14 protein-coding genes are annotated in these 16,622 nt (G+C 38.6%); 11 read left to right on the top strand and 3 right to left on the bottom strand.

Annotated elements, in window-relative coordinates; all coding sequences use genetic code 11:
- Positions 1-74 precede the first annotated feature (74 nt).
- The 8 genes from ACSVI6_RS00130 (at position 75) to ACSVI6_RS00095 (ending at position 7,499) form a co-directional block, all read left to right on the top strand.
- A complete protein-coding gene (locus ACSVI6_RS00130; RefSeq protein ID WP_491716709.1) occupies positions 75-656 on the top strand; it encodes a LemA family protein in 582 nt (193 codons plus the stop codon).
- A gap of 8 nt (positions 657-664) precedes the next feature.
- Entirely contained in the window at positions 665-1,558 is an 894-nt protein-coding gene (htpX, locus tag ACSVI6_RS00125; RefSeq protein ID WP_491716708.1) for a zinc metalloprotease HtpX, read from the top strand.
- A gap of 70 nt (positions 1,559-1,628) precedes the next feature.
- The gene (locus ACSVI6_RS00120; protein ID WP_491716707.1) at positions 1,629-2,414 is read left to right on the top strand and encodes a hypothetical protein; all 786 of its coding nucleotides are present in this window, start codon (positions 1,629-1,631) and stop codon (positions 2,412-2,414) included.
- Positions 2,415-2,479: 65 nt separating this feature from the next.
- Positions 2,480-3,859 (top strand): UDP-N-acetylmuramoyl-tripeptide--D-alanyl-D-alanine ligase, encoded by a 1,380-nt coding sequence (locus ACSVI6_RS00115; protein WP_491720692.1) that lies wholly within the window; start codon positions 2,480-2,482, stop codon positions 3,857-3,859.
- Between the two features lie 153 nt (positions 3,860-4,012).
- Positions 4,013-5,542 (top strand): degradosome RNA helicase CshA, encoded by a 1,530-nt coding sequence (gene cshA, locus ACSVI6_RS00110; protein WP_491720691.1) that lies wholly within the window; start codon positions 4,013-4,015, stop codon positions 5,540-5,542.
- Between the two features lie 129 nt (positions 5,543-5,671).
- Positions 5,672-6,793, top strand: a complete 1,122-nt coding sequence (gene alr, locus ACSVI6_RS00105; RefSeq protein WP_491720690.1) for an alanine racemase — start codon at positions 5,672-5,674, stop codon at positions 6,791-6,793.
- 39 nt (positions 6,794-6,832) lie between these two features.
- Positions 6,833-7,144 (top strand): hypothetical protein, encoded by a 312-nt coding sequence (locus ACSVI6_RS00100; RefSeq protein WP_491716703.1) that lies wholly within the window; start codon positions 6,833-6,835, stop codon positions 7,142-7,144.
- Positions 7,125-7,499, top strand: a complete 375-nt coding sequence (locus ACSVI6_RS00095) for a type II toxin-antitoxin system PemK/MazF family toxin (RefSeq protein ID WP_491716702.1) — start codon at positions 7,125-7,127, stop codon at positions 7,497-7,499. Before ACSVI6_RS00100 ends, ACSVI6_RS00095 begins: the two co-directional genes overlap by 20 nt.
- Positions 7,500-7,557: 58 nt before the next feature.
- Here ACSVI6_RS00095 and cbpA read toward each other — a convergent pair whose 3' ends face one another.
- The 3 genes from cbpA to ACSVI6_RS00080 form a co-directional block, all read right to left on the bottom strand.
- Positions 7,558-8,199, bottom strand: a complete 642-nt coding sequence (gene cbpA / locus ACSVI6_RS00090) for a cyclic di-AMP binding protein CbpA (protein WP_491716701.1) — start codon at positions 8,197-8,199, stop codon at positions 7,558-7,560.
- 4 nt (positions 8,200-8,203) lie between these two features.
- Positions 8,204-9,613, bottom strand: a complete 1,410-nt coding sequence (locus ACSVI6_RS00085) for a hypothetical protein (RefSeq protein ID WP_491720689.1) — start codon at positions 9,611-9,613, stop codon at positions 8,204-8,206.
- 231 nt (positions 9,614-9,844) lie between these two features.
- Positions 9,845-10,795 carry an L-lactate dehydrogenase gene (locus ACSVI6_RS00080; RefSeq protein ID WP_491716699.1) on the bottom strand — a complete coding sequence of 317 codons (951 nt, stop codon included), beginning with the start codon at positions 10,793-10,795 and terminating at the stop codon, positions 9,845-9,847.
- A 160-nt stretch (positions 10,796-10,955) separates the two neighbouring features.
- Here ACSVI6_RS00080 and pth point away from each other — a divergent pair, with 160 nt between their 5' ends.
- From pth to ACSVI6_RS00065, 3 genes are read left to right on the top strand one after another with little or no spacing between them, the layout of a single operon-like run.
- Positions 10,956-11,513, top strand: coding sequence for an aminoacyl-tRNA hydrolase (gene pth / locus ACSVI6_RS00075; RefSeq protein WP_491720688.1), 558 nt, complete (start codon positions 10,956-10,958; stop codon positions 11,511-11,513).
- Between the two features lie 21 nt (positions 11,514-11,534).
- A complete protein-coding gene (gene mfd, locus ACSVI6_RS00070; protein ID WP_491720687.1) occupies positions 11,535-15,059 on the top strand; it encodes a transcription-repair coupling factor in 3,525 nt (1,174 codons plus the stop codon).
- Positions 15,049-16,614 (top strand): putative polysaccharide biosynthesis protein, encoded by a 1,566-nt coding sequence (locus ACSVI6_RS00065; RefSeq protein ID WP_491719747.1) that lies wholly within the window; start codon positions 15,049-15,051, stop codon positions 16,612-16,614. The genes mfd and ACSVI6_RS00065 overlap by 11 nt, the downstream gene beginning before the upstream one ends.
- Positions 16,615-16,622 lie beyond the last annotated feature (8 nt).

Genomic DNA, 16,622 nt, shown 5'->3' with positions numbered 1-16,622 from the left:
TTATAATTATTATAGCTAATTTAGATTGTTTTTGTTATGATTAATACGAAATTAACAGAATGGAGATATTTAAGATGGGAATTATTATTACAGTTATCGTGATTGCAATTTTAGTATTTGCATACATTTTAATCTACAACGGGCTCGTACGTTCCAGAACCTACGTAGACGAATCGTGGAGTCAAATTGATGTTCAATTGAAACGGCGGAACGACTTGATTCCAAATTTAATCTCTACTGCTAAGGGATATGCTAATTATGAACAAGAAACTTTGGCTAAGGTAACCGAATTAAGAAATCAAATGATTTCAATTGATGGGAATGTTGATCGTGATAAGTTAATGCAGGTATCCGATCAATTATCAGGAACTTTGAAATCAATGTTTGCAGTTGCTGAAAATTATCCAGACTTAAAAGCAGACACTCATTTTCAAGAATTGATGGAAGAATTAACGAATACTGAAAATAAAATTGCTTATTCTAGACAGTTATATAATTCAACGGTCGCTAAGTATGATATGCAAATTAATAGTTTTCCTACTAATCTAATTGCAGGCATTCACCACTTTACTAAGCGTGATTATCTAGAAGTGCCAGAATCAGAAAAACAAGCTCCTAAAGTTAACTTTGATGAATTTAAGGGCTTTAATAAGTAGGCGCCCAGATGTTATACGAACAAATTGCGAATAACAAACGAAAAACGATCTATGTTTTATTTGGGTTTATTTTATTACTATTAGCCGTTGGGGCAGCCGTGGGTATTTTATTCTTTAGAAATCCAATCGTGGGTATGGTGATTGCTTTTGTTGTTGGCCTGATTTACTCATTGATCATGATTAACCAATCGATCGATATTGTGATGATGATGAATCATGGTCAAGAAATAACAGATGAACATCAATCCCCAGAATTATGGCATATTGTTTCTGATATGGCATTAGTTGCAAGAATTCCAATGCCACGGTTATTTATCATTAATGATGATAGTCCGAATGCGTTTGCAACTGGAAATAATCCTAAAAAAGCTGCTGTGGCGGTTACGACTGGCCTATTAGCGATTTTAAATCGTGAGGAACTAGAGGGTGTGATTGGCCACGAGGTCTCTCACATTCGGAACTATGACATTCGAGTATCAACGATTGGATTAGCACTATCAGCTGCAATTTCAATTATTGTTGATTTTGGAATGCGTTCCCTTTGGTTTGGTGGTGGCCGACGGAATGATAATGAAAAGGATAATGGAATCATTGAAATCATTGCATCCGTTGTGATCATTATTTTAGGACCAATCGCTGCTAGCATTGCTCAAATGGCTTTATCACGGAATCGAGAATATTTAGCCGATGCTTCTGGGGTCGAATTAACCAGAAATCCGTTGGGGTTAATTAACGCCTTGAAGAAAATTTCAGGTGGGCAACCAATGCACGATATTAATTCAAATAGTGCAGGATTATATATCGAAGATCCATACCATGGAAAGCATCGATTTTCTTTTTCCCGCCTTTTTGATACTCATCCACCGATTGAATCGCGTATTCAAAGATTGGAGAAAATGTAATTAGCATGTTTCAATTGATTTAAAAAGTAGTACAATTGAATAGTTAAATATTTGGGAAAGTGTGGTTGTAATGCGGGATAACTTTATTTACATCGACGCTAATTTAGTAAGAAACATGACGATTACTAGGGGAATCGATTCCGCAGATTTTGTAAATGGACTAGCAAACGTTCCGAGTAATATTATTTTATTGAATGATGATCGTAAAAATGCAAATAGCTATAATGCACACGCTAAGTTTAGCACGATTACTGGAAGTGGAGCGGTGCGTGATTACTTACTTAATAAACAGATTACAGATAAAAAAATTATTGATTTTCATTCCAATGATGATTTAAATGTTCTGCTGGATAGCGAGATTGCAAATTTACTTTATCTGGGACATATGACATATCCAATGAATAGCCCGTTTTCTTCTAAATTGCGTAATAATTATATTTATATTCTTTTGAAATCTGATTTTGTAAAGGTTTTTTATCGGCAGTTTTCTAAGTTCAACCATGTTTTAGAAATTAGTCTGAAGCGGCACCTTAGGGAAATGCATAGTGGAAGAAGAATGTTTGTAAGACCATTGGTAATTAAGGATATTGATGAAATGGTCCTAACTAAAATTATTAAATTAAGTAGTGAGGGATTAGTAGTTGCTTTTGACCAATCTTTTGAGCAACAACGGCAATATAATATCCCATTATTGATGGAAAAGTATCCAGAAAAACAGAGTACATGGTATACTAAACATGATATATATCAGAATGCTGTTTCGATTGGGACACTAAAGTATCTAATCTATGAACAAAAATGGCAACTTCACATTGATGAAGATAAATTACCAAATAATTTTATTTTTGAAGATTAATTGCATTCTGGTTGTTAGAAACACCAGAATGTTTTTTATTTGATAGCTTAATGGGGTTAAAAAATATGAAAATGAGTTTAGCTGAAATTGCTAAGGCTGTATCAGCAGAAAATGACGTTACCAAATTTGCTAACGTTGAATTAACGAGTGTATCTTTCGATAGTCGAGAATTGAAATCGGGAGCATTATTTGTGCCGCTTGTTGGTGATCAAGATGGCCATCGGTTTGTTAACAGTGCCATTATCAATGGTGCGAGTGCCACATTTTGGGCGAGCGATCACGATGGTATGCCGATTGATTTTCCAATTATTGTAGTACCCGATCCGTTGAAGGCACTCCAGGATTTAAGCCAGTACTACTTAAACAAAATTAATCCGAAGGTGATTGCCGTTACAGGGAGCAACGGTAAGACCACGACTAAGGATATGGTTGCTTCAATTTTAGCGACTAATTTTAACGTTACCAAGACGCATGCTAATTTTAATAATGAGATTGGAGTTCCGATTACCGTGCTTTCAATGGAGTCTAATACAGAAGTATTGGTGGTGGAAATGGGGATGGATCGCCCTGGTCAATTAGACTTCTTAAGTCGGTTGGTCCAACCTGATGTTGCGATTATTACGATGATTGGTGAAGCCCACATCGAGTTTTTTGGGACCCGTGATAAGATTGCCGATGCCAAAATAGAAATTTTACACGGACTAAAAGAAGATGGGACGTTTATTTATGATGGTGATGAACCGCTCTTAAAGCAGCGTGCGGCCCAATTTAATTTTAATGAATTAACTTTCGGACGCAACGGAGTTAACGATATTTATCCAACTGAAATTAGTGACCAAACTACTCAAACGAGTTTCGTTACTAATAAATGGCAAGATTTTTCATTCACAATCCCAATGATTGGTGAATACAATGTTAATAATGCCCTAGCTGCTGTCTTAACTGGTTCATTATTTCAAATTAGACCTGAATCAATTCGGAAGGGTTTAAAAAACGTTAACCTAACTGCTAATCGAACCGAATGGATTAAGGGAAAACGTGGTGAATTAATTTTAAGTGATGTCTATAACTCTAACCCTACTGCCGTTAAGGAGGTTTTAAAAGCGTTTGATGAAGTTAAAACTACTGGGCGGCGGATTGCGGTGTTAGGCGACATGTTAGAATTAGGGGCGCAGTCAAAAGCAATGCATGAGTCACTTGCTGACTATTTAAATCCATCTTTAATTCCAGAAGTATTTTTAATTGGAACTGATATGGCAGCGTTACGCGATAAATTAATTGGCAAGTACGCTTCTGATCGAATTCATTATTATGAAGCCGATCAAATTAAGCAAGGTGCTTTAGAACTAGAAAAAATAATTACTGCTGATGATGTGTTATTACTTAAGGCTAGTCATGGAATTCATTTGGAGATAATCTTAAATATTCTGACTGATCAGCATTAATATTGTTGCTTAATTAAAGAAAAAGGATTATTATTATTTAGATATACAACTTTAATAATAGATTTATTGATTTTGAATCAGCTTTTGGGTGTTTGACGGAAACGGATTTTTCTTAGCTCACTAGTAATTTTCGAAATCATAGGAGGAAATTTTTTGAAATTTAGAGATTTAGGTTTATCACAAGACCTATTAACAGCCGTTGAAAAAGCAGGTTTTACCGAAGCTACCCCTATCCAATCGGATACGATTCCTTTGATTCTTGAAGGCCATGATGTGTTGGGTCAAGCCCAAACGGGGACTGGTAAAACAGCTGCATTTTCCTTACCAATTTTGGACAAGATTGATTTAGAAGATTCAAATGTCCAAGCATTAGTCGTATCACCAACGCGAGAATTAGCAATCCAAACCCAACGCGAAATGAATCGTTTTGGTAGGGTAGAAGGCGCTAAGGTTCAAGCAGTTTATGGTGGTGCAGATATTCGTCAACAAATTAGAAATCTTAAAAAGCATCCACAAGTTGTGGTTGGAACTCCTGGACGGATTTTAGACCATATTAATAGACGGACTTTAAAACTAGGGAATGTTAAATTCTTAGTTCTTGATGAAGCTGATGATATGTTAGATATGGGATTTTTAGATGATATTGAAAGTATCATCAAAGCCCTTCCTACTGAACGTCAAACGCTCTTATTCTCAGCTACGATGCCAGATAAAATTAAGCGGGTTGGGGTTCAATTTATGAATCAACCTAAGCAAGTTAAAATCAAAGCCAAGGAATTGACTACCGACTTAGTTGATCAATTCTACGTTCGTTCTAAAGAAGCTGAGAAGTTTGACTTAATGACACGCTTCTTTGATGTTCAAGCACCAAAGGTAACGATCGTCTTTTGTCGGACTAAGCGTCGAGTGGACGAAGTTTCCCGTGGCTTAATTGCATGTGGGTATCCAGCTGCTGGATTACACGGTGATTTAACTCAAAAGCGGCGTTCACAAATCATGCGTGAATTTCGTGATGGCAAAATTTCAATCTTAGTTGCAACTGATGTTGCTGCACGTGGGATCGATGTTAGTGGAGTTACGCATGTTTATAACTACGATATTCCACAAGACCCAGAAAGTTACGTTCACCGAATCGGTCGGACTGGTCGGGCCGGTAAGCATGGGGTATCACTTACTTTTGTTGAACCCAATGAAAAGGACTACCTTCGTGAAGTTGAAAAATTAACCAAGGTTAGAATGTTACCACTTAAGCCTCCTTCGGAAACCGAAGCATTAAACGGTCAATTAGGTGCTGTTAAGGGCGAATTGGCTAGCATGATTGAAAAGACCGATATGGATAAATTTTCAGCAACCGCAGATGAATTGCTAGAAAAATATTCTGCTAAGGAATTAGTATCCGTATTGCTCAGTAAGATGACTAGAAGTCAGGTAAAGGTACGAATTACTCCAGAACGGCCATTACCAAACAAGAAACGGCGCTTTAGTCATGGTCGTCGTTATAGCGGTCATGGTGGTGGTCGCGGCGGAAATCGTAATTACGGTGGCGGTAGCCATCGTTTTAATGGTCGTGGTGGAAACCGTCGTAATGATCGTAATCATGGTCGAAGCAATGATCGACGTGGTAATGATAACCATCGCTCAAACGGAAATGGCAAGTCATTTACAATCAAACAACGCGATTAATTTAATGATTTTAAAAGAATAAGATATTAATAAGAAATAGGAATGATGGATTATAAATCTACGTTCCTATTTTTTATTATATGATTTAATGCTAAAATAGACTATAAATTATATTTGAGGGTGCAGATTATGAGTGTTGGATTTCATCGAAACGCTAGCCTAGTAATTGATAGGCAGGCAATTTTTCATAATATTCACAGTGAGGTCAAGCGATTAGCTAACGGGACTGAAATGTTTATGGTTGTTAAGGCCAATGGATATGGACATGGGGCGGTTGAAGTTGCTAAAATTGCTAAATCTGCGGGTGCAACTGGCTTTTGTGTTGCGATCTTGGATGAAGCAATTGATTTACGTTCGGCTGGGTTTACGGAACCAATTTTGGTTCTTGGGGTTACAAGACCCGAAGATGTTTTATTGGCTGCTACTTATAATATTGCGATTACGTTACCTTCAAATGAATGGCTTAACGAGGCAATTCAAGTTTTAGCACAGCAGCCTAGTGCGCCCCGATTAAATGTTCACATCGCCTTAGATACTGGAATGGGTAGAATTGGTTTTCAGTCGATCGATGAAATGAATGCAGCAGTCGCTGTGGTCAACACAAATGCATCATTGATTAATATTGAGGGGATTTTTACCCACTTTTCAACTGCTGATTCTAATGATGAAAGATACTTTAGACTACAAGTAGATCGTTTCAAACGCTTCCTTAAAGCTCTTCCCAAGCGACCACGTTATGTTCATGTTTCAAATTCTGCGACTAGTTTATGGCATCAAGAATGTAACGGGAACATGATTCGTTTTGGGGTAGCTGGATATGGTCTAAATCCTTCTGGGACTGAAATCAAACCGCCATATAAATTATTGCCAGCCTTAAGTTTGTTTTCTGAGGTGGTCCATTGTAAATTAGTTCCAGCTGGTCGCTCAATCGGATACGGAGCCACATATACAACGGATGAAGAGCAATGGATTGGGACGGTCCCAGTGGGGTATGCTGATGGGTATGTAAGATCGTTACAGAATTTTCACGTATTGGTTAACGGTCAGTTTTGCCCAATCGTTGGTAGGATCTGCATGGATCAATTTATGATTAGGTTGCCCGAACGGGTTAAGTTGGGAACTAAGGTGACCCTAGTTGGAAAAGATGGAGAAAATATAATCTCATTGGAATCAATAGCTCAATTTTGTGATACAATTCATTATGAAGTTGTTTGTTTATTCCAAGAGCGACTACCAAGAGTATATATTTAGTGATTGTTTCAATTAATATTATAATAAGGGGTATTTATTATGCCATTTATTTTGTGTGAACGTTTTTTAGTTAGAACGTCTAAACTAATTTTGATCAATGAAATTAGAAATAACCAAACTAATTATAGAACGTTTTCTGTATTAGTTAATCCTGAATATAACTATTCCCCATATTTTCAGGAATTAATATATGGATATATCTTTATGGGGAATTTAAATAAGGATATCGTTAAAGAGTTTATGCCCTCTGAGGATTGTGCGGCAAGAACTATTAATGAATATTTAGTGAAACACAAATTCGTTAATAATATAAAGGAGGGGTATATCAGAAATGGCCAAGACAGATGTTAAACGTGGTGATATTTTTTATGCTGATTTATCTCCGGTCGTCGGTTCCGAACAAGGAGGGGTCAGACCTGTATTGATAATCCAAAACAATATTGGAAATCATTACAGTCCGACTGTCATTGTAGCCGCAATCACTGCACGGATTTCTAAACCTAAAATGCCCACCCATGTGGGGATAAAGGCAAGTCAATCGGATATTGAGAAGGATTCGGTAATATTACTGGAACAAATTCGAACGATTGATAAGCAGCGGCTTAACGACCGAGTTGCTCATTTAAATAAATATCTAATGAAAAAAGTTGATACTGCTTTAGAGTTAAGCATTGGATTATCTTCAAAAGTGAATGATAAAAAGTAGTATACATAACCAAAAAGATTCGTAAATGAATTCATCATTTACGAATCTTTTTAGTTGGTTATTGCATGCTATTTAGATTTTCAATTTCTGGGACCTTGAAGCCACGCTTGTTAAGGGTGGTAATTACCTTATTGAGTAATTCCTTATCCACATCTGATGGTAGGGTGAACATGGTCCGATGGACTAATTCGCCTTCCTGGACATCTAGGGAGATTACACTAGCAATGCTCGTAAACTTAGAAATGGTTCTGGCCATTTTTTCTAAATCACCACGTTCGCCAGTTGATACAACCGTAATTACGTAACTACCAACGTTAACGTTCCAGGACTGAGAAAGCATGTCCATTAAGCGATTATGGGTTAAAATTCCGTAAAATGAATTTTGTTCATCCAGAACTGCAATGTATGGTAGATCCTTAATTGAGAAGAAAACGTTGAAAAATGAGGCGTTAACGCTAATGAACTTAGTCGAATTTTTAATCAAATGGGTAACGGGAAGGTTCATATCTCCGCCCCGTGACTTATGACGATATAAATGCATCTTATAAATGTTACCACGGAAAAGGGTGCCTGTTTCATCTAAAATTGGCACACAGCGAAAGTCCTTTTCTTCTAAAATTTGTAACGCTTCTGCCAACGTATTGTTTTCAGTGACCATTGTTAAACCATTTTTAGGTTTAACTAGAGATTTTAATAACATAAAATCAGCTCCTTAATTCATATAGTAAGTATGTCATTTTGTGATTTTGGAAAACTGCACGGCGCTTTGCAACTAGATGATATGCTTTGGTAAAGTATTCATCTGGATGGTTTGGTGAATCCCAAATTGTTTCACCAGCAAGAAGTGTGAAAATTACAAAATGAGCTTTATGATTATTTAAAATATAATTTTGGGTGCGCATCAACGGTTTAAAACCCTTCAAATTCAGTTTAGCAAAGTATTTAGTCGGGGGCAATGTTCCAGACGCTGTATATACCCCTACGTCTAGATTATTATAATTTAAAATAGTGCGGTCGTTACTGCGATCGATAATTTTAGCAAATTCAATTTGAAATGGGATGGTTGATTTTTGGTTGGTACTAATTGATTGGTTGTGTGGAAATAAGATCGTGTTGCGATAAATTTGATTGGTAATGAAGATTGATCCAATTGCAATTGCCATTACGATAATGCTTAACTGCTTTTGATTATCAAAGCTGTGTTCAGCAAAGAAAGTTAGAAGACTGGCAATTCCCATTGACAAAAAGATCATGAAAACGCCTAATCCAACGAAGTAATAACGATAACTGTGTTGATTACCAACGATCATGATCACTTCAAACATAATTCCAGTTAATATAATTACTTTGGGGAACCATTTGAACTTAGTTGCACAGATAAAGTAACCAATGCTTAAGCAAAATAGCGTCGTAATGGTCATGGTTCGCCAATTTTTGATGATGAAATCCGTAATTGTATATATTATTTGAACTGATAAAAATTTACTGTGGGGGTAATACTTAAAGTTAGCAAAGAAATAAATTTTAAATAAATCTCCTAAAGCCCCCATGATTCCATAAAAAACAATAATTGGGATGGAAACAGTTAAAAAACCAGCGATACTAAAGGTAACTTTACGTAACAGCTCATGCCATTCTCTTTTAAAAATGGCGTTCAGACCGATCCAAACGAAAAATGCGACCCATGGTAATACCAGGCTGAACTTGGTCCAAAAGACTAATGATAATGCCACTCCTTGGCCAAACAATTGCCAGTTACTTTCTGATTTTCCGTTATTCTTTAAAATGATGTAGATTAAACTAAGCACCAGGGGCATGATCAAACTTTCTGGTAATTCACCGTTTTCAAAGAAGTAGTCGTTAAAAACGATCGGCAGTAATGTAAAACTACTGGCATATGCAATCGGCTTGCTAAATTTAAGGTTGATGATTTTATAACTTAAGATTAAATCAAATAGGACCGTGATTGCTTCAAATAGATATACACCAATAAATGTCCGATAGCTAATTAAAGCTGCAAATGAATTCATTAAGTATATTAACGGCCCTCTTTGATCGAACAGATCACGATACGGCATCAAACCATGCCATAGCCCCTTACCAACTGTAAACATGGTATTACCGTCCCATGAATTGTTAAATGCAAATAGGGGGGAAGTGGTGGTGACAAATGCGGTAATTATTAAACTTAATATTGCGGTTAGGATAATTAAAGGCCAACCGAGTTTTTGATTGATTTGCCGTTTCATAGTTAATTGTTCGGGAACTCCCGCAAACCTTCTTTCTAATAAAAAATAACCACACTCAACGGAGTGCGGTTATTTTAAATGTTTAAAATTGGTGGATTAGTTTAATGAATCCATACCCTTTTTAGCCATTTCCTTCAAAGTTTCAGCGGATGCTGACATCTTTTTAGCTTCATCAGCACTCAATGGGACTTCGAGAACCTTAGCAACACCAGATGCGTTAATAACGGCAGGAGTTCCGATGTAAATATCGTTTAATCCGTATTCACCGTTCATTGGAGCACCAATTGGTAATACTGAGTTTTCATCCCGTAGGATGGCACGAGAAATTCTCATTAATGCGGTTGCAACACCGTAGAAGGTAGCACCCTTCTTGTTAATGATCGTGTAAGCCTTGTCACGAGTTTCTTGTTCTAATTTAAGAAGATCGTCCTTGCTTACGCCATTTTCCTTAGCCACGTCAAGTAATGGACGACTACCAACTTCTGCTTCATCAATGGCAGCAAATTCGGAGTCACCATGTTCACCCATGATGTATGCGTGAACATCAGCTGGGTTGATACCCAACTTCTTACCAACAGCAACTTGGAAACGGGTGGTATCTAGTGAAGTACCTGAACCAACAACCTTTTCCTTTGGAAAACCTGATAATTTTTGAGTAGCGTAAGTTAACACATCAACTGGGTTAGCAGCTACTAAGAAAATACCATCAAATCCTGAATCAACAACTGGTTTAACAATTGATGAAAGGATCTTGATGTTTTTGCTTACTAAGTCAAGACGAGTTTCGCCTGGCTTTTGAGGAGCACCAGCAGTAATAACTACTAGGTCAGCATCCTTACAATCAGCATAATCGCCAGAGTAGATCTTCTTTGGAGCAGTGAAAACTTGAGCGTCTTCAAGGTCTAAAGCGTCTCCTTCTGTACGATCTTTAACAATATCAATAATGACGAATTCTTCAGCGATTCCTTGTTGCATCATAGCAAATGCGTATGATGAACCAACCGCACCGTCACCGACTAAAGCAACTTTTTGGTGTTTTAATGCCAAAATAATCATCCCTTCAAAAGAATTTTGATTTTAATGCTTCCAGAGGTAATTATAGCATAATTAACCTTAAGTTGATAACGAAGAGGACACCTTTAATTATATTAAAGTGATATTTTGCTATAATAGATAGAAATAGATAAAAATAGGAGTGCAATTAAAAATGAAAATGATCGTTGGATTAGGAAACATTGGCCCCCAATACGATGGGACTCGTCATAACACTGGCTTTGCAGTTTTAGACCAATTTGCTGCTGACCACGGAATTGAATTTACCATTCGTAAGATGGATGCTAAGTTAGGCTCTACGATGATCGATGGTGAAAAGGTCTTATTAGTGGAACCAACCACCTTTATGAACGAATCGGGCCGTGCAGTTGGTCCATTGATGAAATTTTATAAACTAGATATTGAAGACTTAATCGTTGTATATGATGATATGGACCTGCCAGTTGGTAAGATTAGACTAAGGACCCATGGTGCTGCAGGTGGTCATAATGGGATTAAGAGCTTAATTGCCCATTTAGGAACTAATCAATTTAATCGGATCAGAGTCGGTACGGATCATCCCAAGTTACAAAGCGTTGTTGACTATGTATTGGGGAAGTTTACTGATGAACAACTCCCTGATTTTAAGACCGCTTGTGACCATTCAGTAGCCGCTTTGAACGATTGGGTAGGTGGCGAAGCGTTCGATAAACTTGAAAATAAATATAATTAAAGTGTTGAAAGGACCCTTTGAATGAAACTAAGTCAGTTTTTTACTTCGATTCCCCAATTTAAAACAATTACTGACAACTTAAAGCCTGCCACCCGTCAACTAATTACGGGGATGTCAGGCTCAGCCAAAACATTGTTACTATCGATTTTAATGCAGCGGATTAACCACCCGATCTTGTTAGTAGTGGATAATCTACATCATATGACCCAAGTTGCGGATGATTTCACTAACTTGCTATCTGAAAATCAGGTGTTTGAATTTCCAGCAGAGGAATTGATCGCAGCTGAAGCAGCGACTAGTTCCCCGCAGTATCGTTCGCAACGGGTGCGGGCGCTGCATGCCCTTCAGACCGACCAATCGTGCGTAGTTGTGACATCTATGTCAGGAATCCGCAGAATGTTGCCGACTCCGAAGGACTTCTCAGCAAACCAGTTTGCAATTGAAGTCGGGGCAGAAATTGAATTAGCCGAGATGCAGGCAAAATTATTTCGGCTAGGATACCGCAAAACGCGGATGGTCGCTGCTCCTGGTGAGTTTGCGGTTCGTGGTTCGATTGTTGATATTTATCCACTCAATTCTGAATACCCAATTCGAATTGATTTTTTTGATACCGAAGTGGATTCACTTCGCTATTTTGATGTCTCCACACAGAGTAGTATTCAAAACCTTGAACAATTTAAGGTGCTTCCTGCAACCGATTTTATCCTGAATGACTATCAATTAAAAAATGGTCCCGATCTTTTGCAAAGCCACTTAAACCGTTCGACTGGGCAGATGAAGGATCGACGCGTCGCTGAAGCGATGACCGATTATTTGCAACCGATCATTGATGAATTTAAAGAGGGGATCATTGATGATCAATTAATCTTGTTTGCTAACTACCTGTTCAAGACATCTACGTCGATTTTCGACTACGTTCCAGCTGATGGGGTCATCGTTTGTGATGACTATAATCGGTTATTAGAGTCAGAACAGGAACTACTGGGCGATGAACAGCAGTGGGCGGCCGATAAGTTATTGAATGGTGAAATCTTTAGCGACCAAAAGTTCGGCCACGACTTTAAAAAGACTTTCAAAGCTGCTAAGCAAGCAGAACTAATGTTTTCGCGGTTCCAACGGGGATTGAATGGTTTGAAATTAACCCAGTTGATTGAAATTACAGTTCAACCAATGCAGAAATTCTATGGGCAAATTCCACTACTTAAGACCGAGATGAATCGCTGGTTGAAGCAAAAAGAAACCGTTATCATTATGGTCCGTGATAAGGCCCAAATGGCTAAACTATCGAACACGATGGAAGACTTTGCAATTCATGCGACCCAAACCGATTGGGATAACATCATTTCAAATCAAGTCCAATTGATTCCAGAGCGGTTGAACAACGGCTTCGAGTTGCCATTTGCGAACTTGGCGTTGATTACCGAAGCGGAGATGTTCAACCACGTTACGAAGCGCCGCGCCAAACGCCAGACCTTTTCGAATGCGGAGCGAATCAAGAGTTACGTTGATCTAAAACCTGGTGATTACGTTGTGCACGTCAACCACGGGATTGGCCGTTATGAAGGTATGAAGACGATGGAAGTCGATGGTAAACATCAAGACTACATGACGATTACCTATCGTGATAATGCCCAGCTCTTCATTCCTGTGACACAGTTAAATTTGATTCAAAAATACGTTTCATCGGAAGATAAACGTCCGCGGATCAATAAACTTGGTGGGACCGAATGGGCCAAGACCAAAAGTAAGGTTGCCAGCAAGATTGAAGATATCGCTGATGACTTGATTGAACTATACGCTAAAAGATCATCCGAAACTGGCTTTGCATTCCCACCTGATGATGTTTATCAAGAACAATTCGATGATGCGTTCCCATATCCAGAAACGCCTGACCAACTCAAGAGCATTGATGAAATTAAAACCGATATGGAAAAGCCCCATCCAATGGATCGCCTATTAGTCGGTGACGTTGGGTATGGTAAAACCGAGGTCGCATTACGTGCAGCGTTTAAGGCCATTGAAGCGGGCAAACAAGTTGCCTTTTTAGTCCCGACGACCGTATTGGCTCACCAACACTATGAAACGATTCTAAAGCGTTTCGATGGATTTCCAGTTCAAGCGGCCGTATTATCACGTTTTAGAACCCCAAAAGAGATTAAAGAGACGATTAGCGGACTTGCTGATGGTTCGATCGATATCGTGGTCGGCACCCACCGATTGTTGTCTAAGGACGTTCGTTTTAAGGACCTCGGCCTATTGATCGTCGATGAGGAACAACGGTTTGGGGTCAAGCATAAGGAACGGATCAAAACGATGCGTTCTGCCGTCGATGTTTTGACTTTGACGGCAACGCCGATTCCCAGAACTTTAAACATGTCAATGATGGGGGTCCGTGATCTGTCAGTAATTGAAACGCCCCCGACCAATCGATATCCGATTCAAACATATGTGTTAGAAGAAAATGCTGGGACGATCAAAGATGGGATTCACCGTGAGATGGACCGCGGCGGGCAGGTCTTTTATCTTCACAACCGTGTCGAAGATATTGAAAAAACGGTCGGGCTACTAGAACAATTGGTGCCAGATGCTCGGGTTGGTTACATTCACGGCAAGATGAACGAAAATCAATTGGAAAGCGTTCTCTATGACTTTGTGAATGGTGAATACGACGTATTAGTCACCACGACGATTATTGAAACGGGTGTCGATATCCCAAACGCCAATACGCTTTTCGTGGAAAATTCTGATCACATGGGCTTGTCACAGCTGTACCAGTTGCGCGGTCGGATTGGGCGGAGTAATCGAATCGCTTATGCTTATTTCATGTACAAACCCAATAAGGTATTGACCGAGGTTAGTGAGAACCGCTTGGATGCCATTCGTGACTTTACGGCACTGGGATCTGGATTTAAAATCGCCATGCGCGATTTATCGTTACGTGGTGCTGGTAACTTACTGGGGAAGCAGCAACACGGGTTCGTTGATTCGGTTGGTTATGATCTGTATACCGAAATGTTATCAGATGCAGTGGCTCAAAAACGTGGGACGAGTCGCACCCAGAAGGTTGACTCCACGATCGAATTGGATGTTGAAGCATACTTGCCAGATGATTACATTAGCGATCATCAACAAAAAATCGAGCTCTACAAACGGATTCGCCAATTGGAGAATGAAGATCAATACACTGAGATTCAGGGTGATTTGATCGATCGATTCGGTGATTATCCACAAGCGGTTGCCAACCTGTTATTGATCGGCCGAATGAAGATGTTATCGGATCAAGCTTTGATTAAAAAAATTAGTAACAATGATCAGGCCATCTTAATTACGCTTTCTAAATTGGGGACCGATAAATTCGATTCCAAGGATATTTTAAGGGCCATTGCTGAAACCAAGTTTCGTTCTACGATTGAGGTTGTGAATGAACGAATTCAAATTAAGCTGATCATTCAGCCCAATATGAAACAATCTGAATGGCTAAACGAGCTAATGAAGTTGATTGAGTCATTGTTCCAACGCAGAATGGAGATTGATGATGAGCGGTAATTCTCAAATTAAAACCGTAATGAGTGGCGCTGGAATATTAACCATTTCCGCTTTGATTGCTAAAATTTTAAGTGCAGCTTATCGAATCCCATTACAAAACCTAGTCGGGAACGTTGGCTTTTATATTTATCAACAAGTTTACCCAATTTATGGAATTGGGATGACGTTTGCGCTTTCCGGACTGCCAGTTTTAATTTCTAAACTAGTGGCTGAAGAATCCAACTTAGAACAGCGAATTGGTTTGATCAAAAGGATCCACTTGATTTTGGTGGTTGCAGCAATATTCATTTTTTCAGGACTACAATTAGGGGCGCCATTGATTGCAATTCAGATGGGGGATGTCCGATTATCGATTGTCATTCGTGCGGTTAGCTGGATGTTTTTATTAATGCCGTTCTTATCAACTAGTCGTGGTTTTTTTCAAGGCACCTTGAACATGTTGCCAACTGCAATTTCGCAGGTAGTTGAGCAGATCATTAGAATTTCAATTATTATCATAGTTGCAATTTTAGCCCACCGTAATCACTGGGACCTTTATTTAATGGGGCGGAATGCAATGTTGTCATCACCGATTGGGGCAATTTTTTCTAGCTTAGTTTTACTAATGTTCATTTGGCCAACTTTCAAAAAACATGGTAAGCGCCCTCAAATCAGTAATTGGCAAATTACAAGAAAATTATTCATCGAAGGTGGCACGATTTGTTTATTATCTTCAATCATGATAATGATGCAATTGGTCGATTCATTTACGATTAGAAAGGGATTAATTCTATCAGGCGTAGATGGATTGCTTTCGCAAGATATCAAGGGGGTTTATGATCGGGCGCAACCATTAGTGCAAGTCGGGTTAGTAATTGGGACCTCGTTTGCTTCTGCCGCATTACCATCCCTAGCAAAGTCAATCCAAGAACACCATCAAAGAACGTTTGAATCCACTGCACGGTTGATGGTAAAGAGCAGCTTGGTAATAACCGTTTTGATAACGACGGGAATGATTATTTTAATGCCTTCAATCAATCGGGTGTTGTTTGGAACGACTTCAGGAAGCATGACGCTAGCATTTTATTGTTTAAGTATCATTATTGTAACTTTAATTACTACCGATAATAGTATCTTGCAGGGAATTGGTAATTTTCGAATTGGTTTTTATGCGGTTATTACAAGTATGGTAATAAAAGCATTCATTACAGAGGCATTAGTTGCTAGAATTGGGATATTGGGTGGTAGTATTTCGACCGTCGTTGCACTGCTAGTTGGATTAACGGTAAATGAAATCGGGGTTAAGCAGCTGCTTTCAATCCAGGCATATTCGTGGCAGATGATTTTAAAATTACTAATGGCTACTTTTATAATGGCCGTCGTCGTTATTATTATTCAATTTGGGCTAAACCAATTAATGCCGCCGACACCTGGAAGAATGGTGACGTTAGGGATGTTAATTATTGAAACATTATTCGGTGGTTGCACAGCCTTGCTTGCGGTGCTAAAACTGAAAATATTTGAACCCGATGAACTAAGCGATTTACCAGTTATTAATCATTGGATGAAAAAATAATTAAATTC

This window comes from Nicoliella sp. ESL1106, from assembly GCF_058509965.1.
This window is presented reverse-complemented; position numbering and strand designations above follow the sequence as displayed.

Excerpts from the sequence above, each read along its gene's own strand:
- cbpA (WP_491716701.1), bottom strand. The coding sequence starts at position 8,199 with ATGTTATTAAAATCTCTAGTTAAACCTAAAAATGGTTTAACAATGGTC.
- ACSVI6_RS00120 (WP_491716707.1), top strand. The coding sequence starts at position 1,629 with ATGCGGGATAACTTTATTTACATCGACGCTAATTTAGTAAGAAACATG.
- ACSVI6_RS00085 (WP_491720689.1), bottom strand. The coding sequence starts at position 9,613 with ATGTTTACAGTTGGTAAGGGGCTATGGCATGGTTTGATGCCGTATCGT.
- ACSVI6_RS00095 (WP_491716702.1), top strand. The coding sequence starts at position 7,125 with ATGGCCAAGACAGATGTTAAACGTGGTGATATTTTTTATGCTGATTTA.
- mfd (WP_491720687.1), top strand. The coding sequence starts at position 11,535 with ATGAAACTAAGTCAGTTTTTTACTTCGATTCCCCAATTTAAAACAATT.
- ACSVI6_RS00130 (WP_491716709.1), top strand. The coding sequence starts at position 75 with ATGGGAATTATTATTACAGTTATCGTGATTGCAATTTTAGTATTTGCA.
- ACSVI6_RS00065 (WP_491719747.1), top strand. The coding sequence starts at position 15,049 with ATGAGCGGTAATTCTCAAATTAAAACCGTAATGAGTGGCGCTGGAATA.
- alr (WP_491720690.1), top strand. The coding sequence starts at position 5,672 with ATGAGTGTTGGATTTCATCGAAACGCTAGCCTAGTAATTGATAGGCAG.
- ACSVI6_RS00115 (WP_491720692.1), top strand. The coding sequence starts at position 2,480 with ATGAAAATGAGTTTAGCTGAAATTGCTAAGGCTGTATCAGCAGAAAAT.
- pth (WP_491720688.1), top strand. The coding sequence starts at position 10,956 with ATGAAAATGATCGTTGGATTAGGAAACATTGGCCCCCAATACGATGGG.
- ACSVI6_RS00100 (WP_491716703.1), top strand. The coding sequence starts at position 6,833 with ATGCCATTTATTTTGTGTGAACGTTTTTTAGTTAGAACGTCTAAACTA.
- htpX (WP_491716708.1), top strand. The coding sequence starts at position 665 with ATGTTATACGAACAAATTGCGAATAACAAACGAAAAACGATCTATGTT.